Below are 15,653 nucleotides of genomic sequence, written 5' to 3' on the forward strand. Positions count from 1 at the left end.
CCCCGGCCGCGCTGTGACCGACGTCCCGCCGGGTCCGCCCGGCGGGCCATCGGCCCGTCTCGGGGACGGAGCCCCGCCGGTCTCGTCCGGCGGGCCCGTCCCACGGTGAGCGTGACGTCGCCTCGCGGCGGTCCGCCGCCGGTGCCCCGCCTAGGGCGCGGCTCCGGGGGCGGGCGGCGCGCTCGCGCCTGTTGCGGTGGTCCTCCGGTCCGCCGCAGACCTGACGCACCGGCCGGGCGTCCGCCCGGCCTCCCGCACCCGTTGGAGGTGTGATGCCCTGCTTCCGCTGCGGGGCGCGGCAGACCGATCCCGTGCGGGGCGCGAGCCCCTGGCGGCGCGGGGTCCTCGCCGACCACCAGGTCCTCGTCTGCCCGGCCTGCCAGGCCGCGGGCGGGTGGTCCGACGCCCTCGACCACTGCTCCTGCTGCGGCTCGGCCGCGCTCGTCTGCCGCCTCGGGGACGTGGAGTGCCGCGAGTGCGGCCACACCCGCGAGGCCGTCCGCGACGAACCCGGCCGCGCGCCCGAACCCGCACCCGCGGCGCCCTCACCGGGCGCGGACCTCTCCCAGGAGGTCGCCGCGGCCCTCGACCGCGTTCTCGGACGCCCGCTGACCTAGTTCGAGGGCGCTCGCCGACTCGGCCTCGGGACGCCTCCGGTCTCAGGACGTCTTCAGGACGCGGAAGGTCAGGCCGGCCTTGACCAGGCGGTCGATCAGGGCGTTCCCCATGGCCTGGGCGGTGGTGAGCTGGCCCGCGGCGTCCGGGAGGTCGTCCTGGGCCAGGCACAGCGCGGACTCGGCGAGCATCTTGGCCGTCTCGTCGTAGCCGGGGTCGCCGCCCGAGACCTCGGTCACGACGCGGCGTCCGCCGCCCTCGCCGACGAACGTCAGGCTGAACCAGTGCCCGGAGCGCTGTTCGGCGGATGGTCCCTCGCCCGGCGTGCCGAGCCTCAGCAGCAGCGCGCGGGTCGGCGGCAGCTGCGCGGCGGCGAGCACCCCGACGGCGCCGAGGGCCAGGCCGACGGCGCTGGGCAGGCGTTTCACGGCGAGGAAGTGGCCGAAGGTGAAGTCCGGGCCGTAGCGGTCGAGCGCGGCGGCGGAGCGGGCGACGATCTGGGAGTCGATGACCGGAAGCGGCAACGTCCAGCCGACGCGGGTGCGCGGGACGGGGCCGCGTTCGAGGTGGACCCTCCGTCCGTCCGCGGGGGCGGGCTCGGCGTTCCGGCGGTCACGCTCGGCGCGGTACATGCCGAGGACGTCCTGGAAGATCCCGACGGACGAGTGCAGCGTCCCGCCGGAGAACATGGCGTTGACCCGCAGGAACGCCTCGACGCGCAGTGGCGCGTCCTCGGGGAGCTGTTGGACGGTGTAGTACGCGCCGAGGTCGGACGGGATGGAGTCGAAGCCGCACGCGTGCACGATCCGTGCCCCGGACCGGACGGCCTGCTCGTGGTACTTCACGTACATCCGGTCGACGAAGGTCGGCTCGCCGGTGAGGTCGACGTAGTCGGTGCCGAGGCGGGCGCACGCGGCGACGAGCGGCTCGCCGAGCCGCACGTACGGCCCGACCGTCGAGATCACGACCCGGGTGGACCCGGCGACGCGCTCGATCGACGCCGCGTCGGCGGTGTCGGCCTGGAGCAGCGGCAGGCCGGCGAGGGCGGGGTCGATCGCGGCGAGCCGGGCGCGGACGTCCTCGAGCCTGGAGACGCTGCGTCCGGCGAGGGCCCAGCGGACGCCGGGCGCGGCGCGCCTGGCCAGGTACTCGGCGGTCAGCCCGCCGGTGAACCCGGTGGCGCCGAACAGGACGAGGTCGTACGGGCGGTCGGTCATGGCTGCGTCCCCTCCACGAATACGGACCGATTGTGCCGGATCGGGCCGTCGGGGGTGTCGCCGGGAGCCCCTGAAGGGACGGGGCTTTCGGCGTGCGGGGGCGGGACGTTCACGAACAGTCGCCTCGACTTTCGTGACAGTTGATACGAATGTTCCTTATGTGGGGATTGATCCGATCGGAAGATCGTCTTCTCCCCCCACAGGAGGTGGGCCCATGCGGGCTCGGCTCGCCGGCGCGCTCTGCGCCGCACTGCTCGTGGTGACCGGGACGACCGCGGCCGGGGTGTCCGGCCACGGACGGCTCCGGTTCGCCGTCACCCTCTCGCCGTCCGCCGCCCGGCAGGCGGGCAAGACCGCGGTGGACGGCCGCGCCTACGTGATCGTCTCCCGGAAGGGGGACTCCGAGCCGCGCGACCAGATCGACATCGCGGGCGGCGTCCCGTTCTGGGGCCGCGACGCCGACGGCGTCCGGCCGGGCCGGAGCGTCGTCCTGGACGCGGGCTCCGGGACGTACGGGTACCCGCTCAAGAGCATCGCCTCGCTGCCCGCCGGGCGCTACTCGGTGCAGGCGTTCTTCAACACCTACGACACGTTCAGGCGCGGCGACGGCTCGACGGTCAAGATGCACATGCCCTGCGGGGACGGCATGGACCTGTTCAACTCGCCCGGCAACTTCTCCAGCACGCCGCGCTGGGTCGACATCGACCCGGCGCGCGGCCGGACGGTCGACCTGACCCTCGACAAGCTGATCACGCCGTCCCAGCCGGTCCCCGCGGGCGGCACCTGCCAGCAGGGGAACCCGGCCGACTCGGCGCACGTGAAGCACGTGAAGATCCAGAGCCCGGCGCTGTCGAAGTTCTGGGGACGGCCCATCTACATCGGCGCGAACGTCCTGCTCCCGGCCGGGTACGACCCGAACGGGTCCGTCCGCTACCCGGTCGAGTACCACTTCGGGCACTTCACCACGAACGCTCCACGCGGCTTCCGGGAGGACGGCGGCAACTCCTTCTCGCAGTGGTGGCTGTCGGACCAGGCGCCGCGCTTCATCGTCGTCGAGGTCCGCGAGGAGAACCCGTTCTACGACACGTCCTACGCCGTGGACACGCCGAACCTCGGCCCCTACGGGCAGGCCACGACGCGTGAGCTGATCCCGGAGATCGACAAGGAGTTCCACACGATCGCGGAACCGTACGGGCGCCTCACCAGCGGCGGCTCGACGGGCGGCTGGATGGCCCTGGCGAGCCAGGTCTTCTACCCGGACGTCTACGGCGGCGCGTTCGCGGGCTACCCCGACCCTGTCGACCTGCGGCGCGAGCAGATCGTCAACGTGTACGGCGACGGGAACGCCTACGAGACCGTCCGCGAATGGGACCGGACGCCGCGTCCGGACAGCCGGAACGTGCAGGGCGACACCAACTACGTCAACGCCCAGGAGAACCTCTGGGAGCTGGCCCGCGGCGGCAGGGACCGGTCGGGCGGGTCCTGGGCCATGTGGGAGGCGCTGTTCAGCCCGCAGGGCAAGGACGGATATCCGGCGCAGGCGTGGGACAAGGCGTCCGGGACGATCGACCACTCGGTGAGCGCCGGGTGGAAGGCGATGGACCTGTCCGCGAAGGTCGCCGCCGAGTGGCCGACCCTGGGGCCCAAGCTTCAGGGCAAGGTATTTGTGTACGTCGGGGATACCGACACCTACTTCCTGAACACGGCCGTCGAGCTGTTCCAGCAGCGGACGGACGCCCTGACCGGCCCGTCCTCCGGGTTCACGTTCGTGTACGGACGGGCCAAGCAGCACGGCTGGTCGCCCTACACGGCCCAGCAGTGGTTCCAGATCTACGCCGACTACGTGGCCGGGCACGCGCCCAGGGACACCGACGTCTCCGGCTGGCGCGGGCCGCGCGCCACGCCGCGCCTGAGCGCCTCGGGGGGTGAGATCGTCCCGCCGGAGAAGCACGTCGGCCTGCCGCGTTAGGCACCGCGTCAGCCCCGGTGATCGACCGTTCGCCGTGCCGGACGGGCCACCCGACGCAGGGATGGGCCCGTTCGGCGCGGATGTCCGGCCGCCTACCGCAGGACGCGCCCGAGCGCGTAACGCTCGCGTGCGGAGATGCGATGACGATCACATCGCGCGGTGGGATGGGAGCCCTCATGTCCTAGTGTTGGGACGACCGACAGCAAGATGTGGGGGAGACGTTGCTGAACCCTGAGGGCCTGTACGAGCTGGACGCGGACCTGCCCGAGATGACCGGACCGGTCCTGCTGCACAGCCTCGACGGCTTCGTGGACGCCGGACAGGCCGGACAGCTCGTCCGCGAGCACCTCCTCGGCTCCCTGGACGGCCGGATCGTCGCCCGGTTCGACGTGGACGCGCTGCTCGACTACCGGGCCCGCCGCCCGCTGATGACCTTCGACCGCGACCACTGGTCCGGCTACGAGGCGCCCGAGCTGGTCGTCCGGATGCTGCGGGACGAGGTGGGCACGCCGTTCCTCATGCTCACCGGCCCCGAGCCGGACCGGCAGTGGGAGGGCTTCGCCGGGGCCGTCCGGTCGCTGGTGGACCGGCTCGGCGTGGCGCTGACCGTGGGGTTCCAGGGCATCCCGATGGGCGTCCCGCACACCCGCCCGGTCGGGCTGACCGCGCACGCGACCCGCCCCGACCTGATCACCCGGACGTCGTGGTTCGACAAGGTGCAGGTGCCGGGGTCCGCGGCCGCGCTGCTGGAGTACCGGCTCGGCGAGCAGGGCCACGACGCGGTCGGGTTCGCCGTGCATGTCCCGCACTACCTCGCCCAGTCCGGCTACCCGGCGGCGGCCGTCGCCGCGCTGGAGGCGGTCGTCGCGGCCACCGGCCTGGTCCTGCCGTCCGACGGACTGCGCGAGGCCGCCGCCCACACCGACGCCGAGATCGCCGAGCAGGTCGCGGGCAACGCCGAGGTCGAGAAGGTCGTGACCGCGCTGGAGCAGCAGTACGACGCGTTCGCGGGCGCCGCCGACCGCGAGTCGCTGCTCGCCGAGCCGCAGGAGATGCCGACCGCCGACGAGCTCGGCGCCCAGTTCGAGCGCTTCCTCGCCGAGCAGGACGGTCCCGACACTCCCTGACCGGGATCGGGCGGGGCGGTCAGCGCCTGCGCGGGGTGACGTCGTGCCAGCCGTCCGGGCCGGGAAGCGCCGCGGCGGCTTCGGGCCCCCACGAGCCCGGCTCGTAGGGCAGCGGGGCGTCGGTCCCGTTGAGGACCGGCTCGACGATGCGCCAGCACTCCTCCACGACGGGCAGGGACGCGAAGTACGTGGGGTCCCCGGTGATCGCGCCCTCGATGATGTTCTCGTAGGGCATCTCGACGCGTCCGTACACGTCGGCGAAGTCCACGCGCAGCGGCACCGGCTCGGACGGCTGCCCGTTCTCGGGCTGCTTGACCACCATCTCCACGGTCATGGCCGCCTCGGGCACCATGTGGAACCGGATGAGGTTCGGCGCGGGCCTGCCCTCGCGGTCGGGGTAGAGCGTGACGGGCGGCGTCCTCAGCTCGACGACGACCTCGGTCGAGGTGGTCGTGAGCGCCTTGCCGCTGCGCAGCAGGAACGGGACGCCCTGCCAGCGCCAGTTGTCCACCCACACGCGGGTCGCGAAGTAGGTCTCGGTGCTGGAGCCGGGTTTGACGCCGTCGACGTCCAGGTAGCCGCGGTACTGGCCGCGGACGGTCTCGGCGGGGTCCATCGGACGCGTCGCCTGGAGCACCCGGTGCTTCTCCTCCTGCTCGGCCTCGGGGGCCGGCGAGGCGGGCGGCTCCATCGCGAGGAACATGAACACCTGGAGCATGTGGTTCTGGACGACGTCCTTCAGGCAGCCGACCGCGTCGTAGAACGAGCCGCGGTCGGCGACGTCGAAGTCCTCGAGCAGGTCGATCTGGACGTTCGCGATGTGGTCGCGGTTCCAGAGCGGCGCGAGGAGCTCGTTGGCGAACCGGGCCGCCTTCATGCCCTCGACCGCGACGTCCCCGAGGAAGTGGTCCACGCGCAGCAGGTGGTCGTCGTCGAAGAACCGGGACAGTTCGCGGTTCAGGGCGTCGGCGCTGGCCAGGTCGTGCCCGAACGGCTTCTCGACGACGAGCCGCGCGTTCCGGTTCAGGTCCTCGGCGGCCAGCGCCTCGGCGACCCGGGTGAACAGCGACGGCGGGACGGCGAGGTAGTGGCTCACGAACCCGCCGCCGCCGGTCGCCTCCCGCAGCCGGTCGCGGAGCCGGGAGAAGGTCGCGGCGTCCTGGAAGTCCCCGGTGACCAGGGTGAGGTTCTTTGCGAGCCGCGCGTAGACCCGCTCGTCGAAGTCCGGGACGGCGGCCTGGATCCAGCCCCGGGCGTGCGTCCGCAGCGCCTGGTCGTCCCAGTCGGAGTAGGCGGCGCCGACGACCGGGACGTCGAGGATCCCGCGCTCGGTCAGCCGGTACAGCGCCGGGAAGATCATCTTCTGGGCCAGGTCGCCGGTGATGCCGAACAGGGCCAGCACGTCCGCGCGCTTCGGGGTCTTCATGGCGATACATCCTCCTGTGTCGTGTCCTGGCCGCGACGGCGGTGTCAGCCCGCGAGGATGCCCCACGAGCCGGTGTGGGTGGCCCCGGGCTCCAGCCGGACGACGTCCACGCCGCTCGCGAACGCGTTCGGCGGGCACGTCATCGGCTCCACCCCGAGGCCCGTCCGCCGCAGGGCGGGCGGCACGTCGTCGGCGGTGTAGACCTCCAGCCAGGGGTGCGTGTGGTCGAGCCAGAACGACGCCCGGCGGTTCATGCCACCGAGATGCACCCAGGCGCGTCCGGCGTCGTCGCGGTGCAGGTCGGTGAAGGCGCGGTCGATCTCCAGCGGGCCGAGCCTCCGTCCCGCGCGCAGGTCGTAGCCCGTCCCCTCGACCGGACGCGGCGGACCCGGCGGGATCATCCGGTCGTCGACCGGCAGGTACAGGTCGCCCGGGATCTGGACGATGCAGTCGTCGATCGGCTCGCCCACCGTCAGGTACGGGTGCGCGCCGTGCCCGTACGGCGCGGCCACGCGGCCGTGGTTCCCGGCGGTCATCGTGATCGTCAGGCCGTGCGTCTCGTCCAGGACGTACTCGGCCGTGACGTCCAGCCGGAACGGGTAGCCCGGGGAGCCGAGCAGCCGGGTCGCGAGCGACACCCGGTCGGGCGCGCGCTCGACCTCCCGCCACGTGGACCAGCGGACCAGGCCGTGGATGGCGCAGTCGTACTCGGGCTCGTCGATGTCCAGGACGTGCTCCGCGCCGTCCCAGGTGTAGCGGCCGTGGTCGACGCGGTTCGGCCAGGGGACGAGCAGCTGGCCGAACGCGGCGGGCGCGACCTCGTCCTCGTCGTGCGTCAGGATGAGCGGCTCGTCGTCGTGGGTGAGCTCGCGCAGGCCCGCGCCGACCTCGGTCACCACCGCGCGGTAGGGCCCGGCGGCGATCCTGTACTGCTCGCCGGTCGCGGCCAGCCCGGCCCGGCGGGTCTCGGACACCGGTGTGCTCATCGCGGGATCTCCCTCGTCTGGACGTGGTTCACGGGCGCGGCCTGGTCAGGGACGGCATGACGGCGTCAGGCGCTCTCCGGGACGCGTTCCTCCGGGCGGTGCATCCCCCGGATCTCGGAGTCGATCTGCTGGAAGGTGCGGTTCTTCGTCTCCGGCACGCGGGCGACGATGTAGGCCAGCGCGATCACGCAGATCACGCCGAACACCCAGAAGGCCGGACCCTGCCCGACGGCGTCCGACAGCGGCAGGAACGCCTGGCTGACGACGAAGTTGGACAGCCAGTTGACCATCGTGGCCAGCCCGGCCGCCTCGGCGCGCGCGGACGGCGGGTAGATCTCGGCGTTGAGCAGCCAGAACACCGGTCCGAGGCCGACCGCGAACGCCATGATGTAGGCGAGCGTGGAGGTCAGCGCGGTGACGCTGGACGCGGTCCCCTGCAGGGTCGTGAACGCCAGCCCCATCGGGACGGTCGCCAGCGCCATCAGGCTCACCGAGACGATCAGCAGGCGGCGCCGTCCGACGGTGTCGGTGAGCCGCATCGCGACCAGCGTGACCAGCACGTTGATCGCGCCGATGATGATCGAGTAGACCAGCGCGTTGGACGCGTTGAGCCCGGTCTTCTGCATGATCGTCGGCGCGTAGTACATGATCGTGTTGATCCCGCAGAACTGCTGCAGCGCGGCCAGCGTCAGGCCGATCATCAGCGCCGGGCGGATCGCGGGGGAGGCGAACAGCTCCCGGACGGACAGCGTCCTCCCGGACTCCTCGCGCGCGCTCCCGAAGCCCTTGACCACCGAGTCGATCCGGTCCGGCGGGGTGTACCCGGAGATCACCGACCGGGCCCGCTCGTCGTGCCCGTGCCGTTCCAGCCAGGCGGGCGTCTCCGGCGCGACGCTCATCCCGGCCAGCATCAGGACGGCGCCGACGATGCCGAACGCGAACATCCCGCGCCAGTTCTGCGTGCCCGAGAGCAGCAGGTCCACGATGTAGGACGACAGGAGTCCGAGGGTCACCATGAGCTGGTTCGTCGAGACCATCGTCCCGCGCACCCTCGTCGGGGCCAGCTCGGACAGGTACACCGGCACCAGTGCGGACGCCCCGCCGACGCCGAACCCCAGGATGAACCGGGCCAGCAGCAGCACCCCGACGTTCGGCGCGAGCGCCGCGACGACGAGCCCCACCACGAAGACCGCCGCCACCAGCAGCAGGGCCCGGCGGCGTCCGATCCGGTCGGCCAGCCGGCCCGCGACCGGCGCGGTGATCGCCGCGCTCAGCAGCAGGACGCTGACGACCGCGCCCTGCATCGCCGGGCCGAGGCCGAACTCGTGCCGGATGAACAGCATCGCCCCGGACACCACGCCGGTGTCGTAGCCGAACAGCCAGCCGCCGAGCGCGGCGCAGAACGTCCAGAAGACGAGCCTGCGCCGGGTGTGCAGCGGCAGCCTGTCCAGCTCGGGACCGTGTGTGACCGGCGCGCTGGCGAATCCGGCGGTCATGCCTCACCTCCCGGAGGAGCGGGACGCGCGGGCGCGCGTCCACGTCGGGAATCCTCCGGGCGGAGGCGAATCCGATGGATTGCCCTCTTAGGGGCGATCTTCCCCTCCACCCCCTGTCCCTAGGCCCCACCCCCGGTCAAGGAATCCCCGCGACCCCCTCACCCCGGGAGGCGGGGCGAGGGGGCGTCGGGGAGGTGGTCAGGAGAGGGTGAGGACGGCCTTGCCGCCGGGGAGGTGGCGGTCGCGCAGGGCGTCGAGGGTTTCGGGGAGGCGGCTCCAGTCGGTGACGCGGCTGAGCGTCGGGTGCAGGCGGCCGGCGGCGACCAGGTCGACGAGGGTCTGGAGGTCCGGGCCCGCGGGGGCGGGATGGGCGTAGGACAGGTAGCTGACCAGGCGCGCGTTCTCGTGGCCGATGAAGTCGTAGATGTCGATGGGCGACTTCTCGCCGCTGCTGGAGCCGAGCACGACGACGGTGCCGCCCGGGGCGGTCACCGCGAGGGCCGCGTTGAGGGTCGCGCCGCCGACCGACTCGAGGACGACGTCGAACGGGCCCGTCGCCGATGACGCCTGCGTGAGGACCTCGGCCGCGCCCAAGGCGATCAGTTCCTTCGCCGCGTCGTCCGACGTGGTGACGGCGGTGACCTTGGCGCCGGAGGCCGCGGCGAGCTCGACCTGGAAGCGTCCGACGCCGCCGTTCGAGCCGGTGACCAGGACGCGCCGGCCGAGCAGGTCGCCGCCGAGGCGGACGGTGCGCAGCGCGGTGAGGCCTGCCATCGGCAGGGAGGCGGCCTGCTCCATGGTGACCGCGTCGGGCAGGACGGCGAGCCGGTCCGCCGGGACCGCGACCCGCTCCGCCCAGCCGGCCGTCTCGACGAGGCCCGCGACGCGGGTTCCGGCGACCGGCCCCGAGCCGTCGGCGGCGGGTTCGAGGACGACACCGGCGATGTCCTGCCCCGGACGCCAGTCCTCGGTGCGCGCCTTCAGCAGGGCGAGTTCGCCGCGGTTGACGGAGAACGCCCGGACGGCGACCAGGGCCTCGTTCGGGGCGGCCGCGGGTTCGGCGACTTCACGGAAGACGATGCCGAACGGTGTGTTCACAGTGGATCTCATGTCTTCCATGAGACTCCTGGAACACAGGGGGAACCAGATCGTGTTCGTCCTCTCAGACATCACCGAACGGAATCGATCCGGCGCCGAGGCGCCGCGAGGTGCCGCACCATGGAACTCCGCCAGCTCGAGTACTTCGTCGCGGTCGCCGAAGAACTCGGATTCGCCCGCGCCGCCGAGCGCCTGCACGTCGTCCAGCCCGCGGTGAGCAAGCAGATCGCCCGCCTCGAACGGGAACTCGGCGTTCCCCTGTTCGACCGCTCGACGCGCCACGTCCGGATCACCTCCGCCGGGGAGCGGCTGCTGCCCGAGATCCGCGCGGTGCTCGCCGCCGCCGCGAGGGTCGACCGGATCGCCGCGGGCATCGCCTCCGGTGCCGACGGCGTCCTGCGGATCGGGACGAGCCAGGGCCTTGGAGACCGCCTCGACCAGGTCCTGGACCGCCTGGCCGCGGCGGCTCCGCGACTCCGGGTGCGGCTGAGCGGCGCGCCGCTCGCCGAGCGGCTGGCGGCGGTGCGCGGCGGGGCGCTCGACGCGGCCTTCGTCCGCGTCCTCGGCGACGCACCGGGGCTGGAGCTCCTGCCGCTGTGGACGGAGCCGCTCGTCGTCGTCCTGCCGGCGGCGCACCCGCTCGCCGGTCACGCGACGCTGACGATCGACCAGGTCGCCGGCCTGCCGGTGCGGCTGTCCGCGCGCGAGGTCAATCCGGTGCTCCACGAGCTGGTCACGGCCGCGATCGCCGCGACCGGCCGCGAACCGCGGTTCGGACCGCCGTTCACCAACCTTCAGGACACCCTCGCCGAGCTCGCCGCGGGCCCCGCGACCTGGACCGTCCTGTACGAGGCCGCGACACCGCAGGTCCCTGTCGGCCGTGTCGCCTACCGCCGCCTCGCCGGTCCCGAACCCATGACGTACCTGGCCGTTCCCCCCGGACCTCCGTCACCGGCCGTGCGCCTGCTGCTCGATGCCTGCGCGGACACGGTGTCGCCCGGCGAGCCGACGGCTTCCTGACCTTGACGAGGGCTCGCCCGGAAGGGCGGAGCGGGGCGCTGGGCTGGGGGAAACCGTTTCGCGTTCGGCCCCGGCGACCGGGTACGCTTGCCCGGTCGCCGGGGCGTCGTCCTCGGCCACGGGCGCGTAGCTCAGGGGTAGAGCACCCGCCTTACAAGCGGGTGGCCGCAGGTTCGAAACCTGCCGCGCCCACCTCCACGTCCGGCCCCGTCTTCCCCCCGCGGAAGGCGGGGCTTTCGGCGTTCCTAGGGGAGTGTGACCGGGGTCTCAGAGGTGTTTGTGCAGGTCAGGGGTAGGTTTACATGGCGTTCACAAACGGGCAACAGGTCCGAAATGCCCTGTTGTCAGGCTCTTCCCGTCCGGAGACACCGGGCCGGCGGATGGAGGAGACGTTGAGCTACAAGGCCGAATACATCTGGGTCGACGGCACCGAGCCCACCGCGAAGCTGCGGTCCAAGACCCGGATCCTCGCCGACGGCGCCGAGCTCCCGGACTGGGGCTTCGACGGCTCCAGCACCAACCAGGCCCCCGGCGACAACTCCGACTGCGTGCTCAAGCCCGTCCTCTGCGTGCCGGACCCGATCCGCGGCGGTGACAACAAGCTGGTGCTGTGCGAGGTGTTCCTCGTGGACGGCACCCCGCACCCGACCAACAACCGGGCCAAGCTGCGTCCCGTCGCCGAGAAGTACGCCGCGCACGACTCCTGGTTCGGCATCGAGCAGGAGTACACCTTCTTCCAGGCCGGACGCCCGCTCGGCTTCCCCGAGACCGGCTTCCCCGCCCCGCAGGGCCCGTACTACTGCGGTGTCGGCGCGGACGAGGTGTTCGGCCGCGACATCGTCGAGACCCACCTGGACGCCTGCCTCGAGGCCGGGATCAAGGTCTCCGGCATCAACGCCGAGGTCATGCCCGGCCAGTGGGAGTTCCAGATCGGCCCGGCCGGCCCGCTGGAGGTCTCCGACCACCTGTGGCTCGCCCGCTGGCTGCTGTACCGCATCGCCGAGGACTTCGACGTCGCCGCGACGCTCGACCCCAAGCCCGCCAAGGGCGACTGGAACGGCGCCGGCGCGCACACCAACTTCTCCACCAAGGCGATGCGCGAGTCCTACGACGCGATCATCACCGCCTGCGAGTCGATGGGCGCCGAGGGCAAGATCGAGGAGCACATCGCCGGGTACGGCCCGGGCATCCAGGAGCGGCTGACCGGCCAGCACGAGACCGCCCCCTGGAACGTCTACAGCTACGGCGTCTCCGACCGCGGCGCGTCCGTCCGGATCCCGTGGCAGGTCCAGGTGGACAAGAAGGGCTACATCGAGGACCGGCGCCCGAACGCCAACATCGACCCCTACAACGTCACCCGCCTGCTGGTGAACACCTGCTGCGAGGCGCTGGAGAAGGCCGGACAGGTCTGACCCCGGACCGGCCGGCCGGTCTCCCATGATCCTCCCGAGGGCCCCCGCGATCCGTCGCGCGGGGCCCTCGGCCGTTCCTCATGTCCGGTGCCGGATGCGGCGCCCCACCGTTGCCAAATGACCGCAAAGTGTTACTCGGCGGGGAGTCCTTGCAGGTCACCCCGGGTAACACTCAGGCATCCGCAGCGGGGGGAGGGGACATGGCGGAGACGCCGAGCGGGCCGCCCGCCGCGGGGGGAGGACGCCCGGGACGCGGCGGCGCGCGGCGCGGAGGCCGTACCCACCCGCAGGCGTGGCAGCGGTCCTTCCGCTGCCGCAGGGCGGTGCGTCCCGCCGACAGGCCGGCCGCCCGCTACGCCGACTTCGTCGCGCTCCACGACTCCTTCGAGGAGGCGGACGTCGCCGCCCGTAAACTCTGGTTGATCGGGCTCGGTTCGGCCGTGGTCACCGGGATCCTGGCGTTCGGCTCGGCCTACGTGATCCGGACGATGTCCGGCGTGCCCGTCCCGTCGTTCGTGGACCGGTCGCTCAGCCCGACCGCCGCGGGGACGGCCTACGCGATCTGCTCCGCCGCCGTGACGCTCCAGCTCACCGCGCTCGTGCAGATCCTGCTCGCGACCGCCCGGCGGCCCGTCCGCGCGTTCCTCTGGTCGGGCGGGGTGCTGGTGCTGCTGATCACGGCCCTGCCGCTGCTGGTCGGCGGCCCGGTCCAGGCGACCGCCGCGACCGCGCTGCTCGACCTGTGCGGCGGCGTCGCCGTCGTCGCGGTGAGCGCCGCGGCCGCGGCCGCGATCGGCCCGCAGCCGCTCTTCGAGCCCTGACCCCGCGGCGTCGAACCCTGACCCTGCGGCGTTGAGCCCTGACCCCGCCGCGTCGAGCCCTGACCCCCGGTCAGCGGCCGACCGTGATCACGAGCGGGTCCGGGGCGAGGGTCGTCGACACCCGGGTCGGGACGAACCGCCGCCGCACCTGGTGCTGGAACGGCTCGGCCGGGGCCAGCACCCGGAACTCGCGGTGGATCCCGGACACGCCCATGACCAGGTGCACGTCCCAGCGTCCGCGCGGCAGCGGGTCGTCGATGAACGAGCGGGTCAGCGGGACGGCGGCGGTGTAGGTGAACAGGCCGTCGACCGTGCCGATCCGGACGAACGCGTCGTACTCGCGGCCGGTGCGGGGGTCGCGCAGCGACATCCACGCGCTGATCGGGGCCCCGGTGCCCGCCAGGACGAGGTGGCCGCTGATCATCAGCTCCTCGTCCCGGTCGTTCCAGGTCAGCGTGTCGGCCTGGCAGTCCCCGGCGCTGCGGGGCTCGCCGCCGACGTCCAGGGCGAGCTGGCCGAGCAGGTCGAAGTACACGGTGACCGGGGTGGAGCCGGGCAGGAACCGGCGCTGCGGGACCCCGTCCAGGGTCGTCGCCGCGCCGGGACGCAGCGGGACGACCCGCGCGCCGTCGGGGGACTCGACGGCCAGGTCCAGGTCCCACACGCCGTGGGAGAGGGCCCCGCCGGACAGCGCCGTGGCCGGGTCGAGGCCCGCGTCGAAGGCCGTGCCGTCCTCGTCGTGGGCCGGGACGACCGCGACCGGCAGCACCCGGTCGCCGTCCCGCTCACGGACCAGGACCACCAGGTCGGGGGCGGCGACCCGGACGCCGGGCAGCCGCCCGCGCAGCCGCAGCACGCCGTTCGCCCAGCCCACCTCGGTCAGGTACGGCTCGTCCACGCGTCCCCCAGCGTCCGCTCGTCTCCAGAAGGATCATCCACCCGGGTGACCGCCGGGGCACATCGGGGTCCGCCGATCATGGGACGACCGTGACCGGCCAGCGCCCGGTGCGGACCAGGCGCACCGCCACCGACCCGATCAGCCTGTGCCCGGCCTGCGCGGACGCGCCGACGACCACGGCGTCCGCGCGGACCTCGTCGGCGACCGCGGCCAGCACCGAGGCGGGATCGCCGGGCTCGGTGCGGAACTCGTAGGAGACGCGCGCCCGCGCGGTGGCCTTCTCCAGTTCGGCGCGCATCTCGTTCGCGACCTGCTCGGTCGCCTCGCGCAGCACCGCGGCCCCACCGGGCGTCAGCGCGGACATCGCCGCCACCGGCACCACGTACACGGCCACCAGCCGCGCGCCCGACCGGCGTGCGAGCCCCCACGCGTACGCGACCGCGCGCAAGGACGGGTCGGATCCGTCCATGCCGCACACGATCACACGCGGCCCGTCCGTGGCCAGCTCGAACATGCCTCTCAGGCTATCGGGGGAGGAGCCGTGCCAGCAGGTCGGGCAGACGGAGGGATCCGGCCTCCAGAGCGGCATACATCTCTTCCAGCTCCGCATAGCCGAGGTCGCGCGCGACGGCCAGGGCGTCGCCGCGCGCCTCGGCGGCGAGCAGGTCGACGCGCCGTCCCGCGAGGGCCTCCGCGAGCCGCCGCCGTCCCGCGTCGGCGGACCGTTCGGCGTGGTGCCGGGCGAGCCACTCGGAGATCCCCACGCGCGCGTGGGCGGTCACGGCGAAGTCCAGCCATTCGGGCGAGGGCGAGGCGCCCGGACCGGTCAGCACCTCGACCACGTTCCCGCTGCGCACCTCGACCGACAGCGGCGCGAGGCGGCCGTTGACGAGCGCGCCTATGGAACGTTCCCCCGAGTCGTCGTCGAGGGCGTAGGCGAAGTCCAGAGCGGTCGCGCCCTCGGGCAGGGTGACCATCCGGCCGTCCGCGGTGAACGCGGCGACGGTGCCGGGCGCGAGGTCCGCGCGCAGGCCGTCCAGGAACCGGTCGGACGGCGCGGCGGACTGCCAGGCCAGCAGGCGGCTGAGCCAGACCAGGTCGCGGCGGCCCGCGACCTCCCGTCCGGCCGCGTGGTCGCCCGCCTCCCGGACGCTCGCGACGATCCCGTACTCGGCGAGCGGATGCATCGCCCGGCTCCGGATGATCACCTCGATCGGGTCGCCGTCCGGGCTGACGACCCGGGTGTGCAGCGACCGGTACAGGTTGTCCTTGGGCATCGCGATGTGGTCGCGGAGCCGTCCCGGGATCGGGTGCAGGACGGAGTGGACCGCTCCGAGCGCGACGTAGCAGTCGGTGTCCGGGCCGTCCACGAGGATCAGGAGCCGCGCCGCCTCGCCTGGCCGCAGGCCCGTGACGTCCCCGCCGCGCGCCTTGTGCACCGCGTACAGGTGCCGGGGGCGGACGCACGTCTCGCCGGACACCCGGTGCCCGCGCAGGGCGGGCCCGATCCGCCCGATCGCGGGGCCGAACACGGCGGGGCCGCGCGCCAGCGCCGCGGCGACCGCGCG

General features: G+C 73.2%; 14 protein-coding genes and 1 tRNA gene. 7 read left to right on the forward strand and 8 right to left on the reverse strand.

Features of this window, described 5'->3' with window-relative positions; genetic code table 11:
* Positions 1-272 precede the first annotated feature (272 nt).
* Positions 273-617, forward strand: coding sequence for a hypothetical protein (locus EBO15_RS07505; RefSeq protein ID WP_122193575.1), 345 nt, complete (start codon positions 273-275; stop codon positions 615-617).
* 42 nt (positions 618-659) lie between these two features.
* Here EBO15_RS07505 and EBO15_RS07510 read toward each other — a convergent pair whose 3' ends face one another.
* Positions 660-1,832, reverse strand: a complete 1,173-nt coding sequence (locus EBO15_RS07510) for a saccharopine dehydrogenase family protein (protein ID WP_122193576.1) — start codon at positions 1,830-1,832, stop codon at positions 660-662.
* Between the two features lie 214 nt (positions 1,833-2,046).
* On the opposite strand from EBO15_RS07510, the gene EBO15_RS07515 reads away from it, so the two are divergent.
* Together EBO15_RS07515 and EBO15_RS07520 are read left to right on the forward strand one after the other, a co-directional pair.
* Positions 2,047-3,801: an alpha/beta hydrolase-fold protein gene (locus tag EBO15_RS07515; protein ID WP_122193577.1), complete on the forward strand. Its 1,755-nt coding sequence runs from the start codon at positions 2,047-2,049 to the stop codon at positions 3,799-3,801.
* Positions 3,802-4,022: 221 nt separating this feature from the next.
* On the forward strand, positions 4,023-4,928 hold the full coding sequence (locus EBO15_RS07520) for a proteasome assembly chaperone family protein (RefSeq protein WP_199744379.1): 906 nt from the start codon (positions 4,023-4,025) through the stop codon (positions 4,926-4,928).
* 19 nt (positions 4,929-4,947) lie between these two features.
* Here EBO15_RS07520 and zwf read toward each other — a convergent pair whose 3' ends face one another.
* The 4 genes from zwf to EBO15_RS07540 form a co-directional block, all read right to left on the reverse strand.
* A complete protein-coding gene (zwf, locus tag EBO15_RS07525; RefSeq protein WP_122193578.1) occupies positions 4,948-6,354 on the reverse strand; it encodes a glucose-6-phosphate dehydrogenase in 1,407 nt (468 codons plus the stop codon).
* 44 nt (positions 6,355-6,398) lie between these two features.
* Positions 6,399-7,340, reverse strand: coding sequence for an aldose 1-epimerase family protein (locus tag EBO15_RS07530; RefSeq protein WP_122193579.1), 942 nt, complete (start codon positions 7,338-7,340; stop codon positions 6,399-6,401).
* Positions 7,341-7,405: 65 nt separating this feature from the next.
* The gene (locus EBO15_RS07535; RefSeq protein WP_122193580.1) at positions 7,406-8,836 is read right to left on the reverse strand and encodes a sugar porter family MFS transporter; all 1,431 of its coding nucleotides are present in this window, start codon (positions 8,834-8,836) and stop codon (positions 7,406-7,408) included.
* Positions 8,837-9,034: 198 nt separating this feature from the next.
* The gene (locus tag EBO15_RS07540) at positions 9,035-9,946 is read right to left on the reverse strand and encodes a zinc-binding dehydrogenase (protein WP_122193581.1); all 912 of its coding nucleotides are present in this window, start codon (positions 9,944-9,946) and stop codon (positions 9,035-9,037) included.
* A gap of 108 nt (positions 9,947-10,054) precedes the next feature.
* On the opposite strand from EBO15_RS07540, the gene EBO15_RS07545 reads away from it, so the two are divergent.
* The 4 genes from EBO15_RS07545 (at position 10,055) to EBO15_RS07560 (ending at position 13,187) form a co-directional block, all read left to right on the forward strand.
* Positions 10,055-10,954, forward strand: a complete 900-nt coding sequence (locus EBO15_RS07545) for a LysR family transcriptional regulator (RefSeq protein WP_122193582.1) — start codon at positions 10,055-10,057, stop codon at positions 10,952-10,954.
* Between the two features lie 120 nt (positions 10,955-11,074).
* Positions 11,075-11,146, forward strand: a tRNA-Val gene (locus tag EBO15_RS07550).
* A gap of 200 nt (positions 11,147-11,346) precedes the next feature.
* Positions 11,347-12,366 (forward strand): glutamine synthetase, encoded by a 1,020-nt coding sequence (gene glnII, locus EBO15_RS07555; RefSeq protein WP_122193605.1) that lies wholly within the window; start codon positions 11,347-11,349, stop codon positions 12,364-12,366.
* Between the two features lie 200 nt (positions 12,367-12,566).
* Positions 12,567-13,187, forward strand: coding sequence for a hypothetical protein (locus tag EBO15_RS07560; protein ID WP_122193583.1), 621 nt, complete (start codon positions 12,567-12,569; stop codon positions 13,185-13,187).
* A 70-nt stretch (positions 13,188-13,257) separates the two neighbouring features.
* Here EBO15_RS07560 and EBO15_RS07565 read toward each other — a convergent pair whose 3' ends face one another.
* The 3 genes from EBO15_RS07565 to EBO15_RS07575 form a co-directional block, all read right to left on the reverse strand.
* Positions 13,258-14,085 (reverse strand): hypothetical protein, encoded by an 828-nt coding sequence (locus tag EBO15_RS07565; protein WP_122193584.1) that lies wholly within the window; start codon positions 14,083-14,085, stop codon positions 13,258-13,260.
* 76 nt (positions 14,086-14,161) lie between these two features.
* Positions 14,162-14,599 (reverse strand): universal stress protein, encoded by a 438-nt coding sequence (locus EBO15_RS07570; RefSeq protein WP_199744381.1) that lies wholly within the window; start codon positions 14,597-14,599, stop codon positions 14,162-14,164.
* 10 nt (positions 14,600-14,609) lie between these two features.
* A partial coding sequence (locus tag EBO15_RS07575; RefSeq protein ID WP_147481411.1) for a TGS domain-containing protein occupies positions 14,610-15,653 on the reverse strand: 1,044 nt, incomplete at its 5' end.

It is taken from the genome of Actinomadura harenae, from assembly GCF_003696215.1.
Lineage (GTDB): Bacteria > Actinomycetota > Actinomycetes > Streptosporangiales > Streptosporangiaceae > Spirillospora > Spirillospora harenae.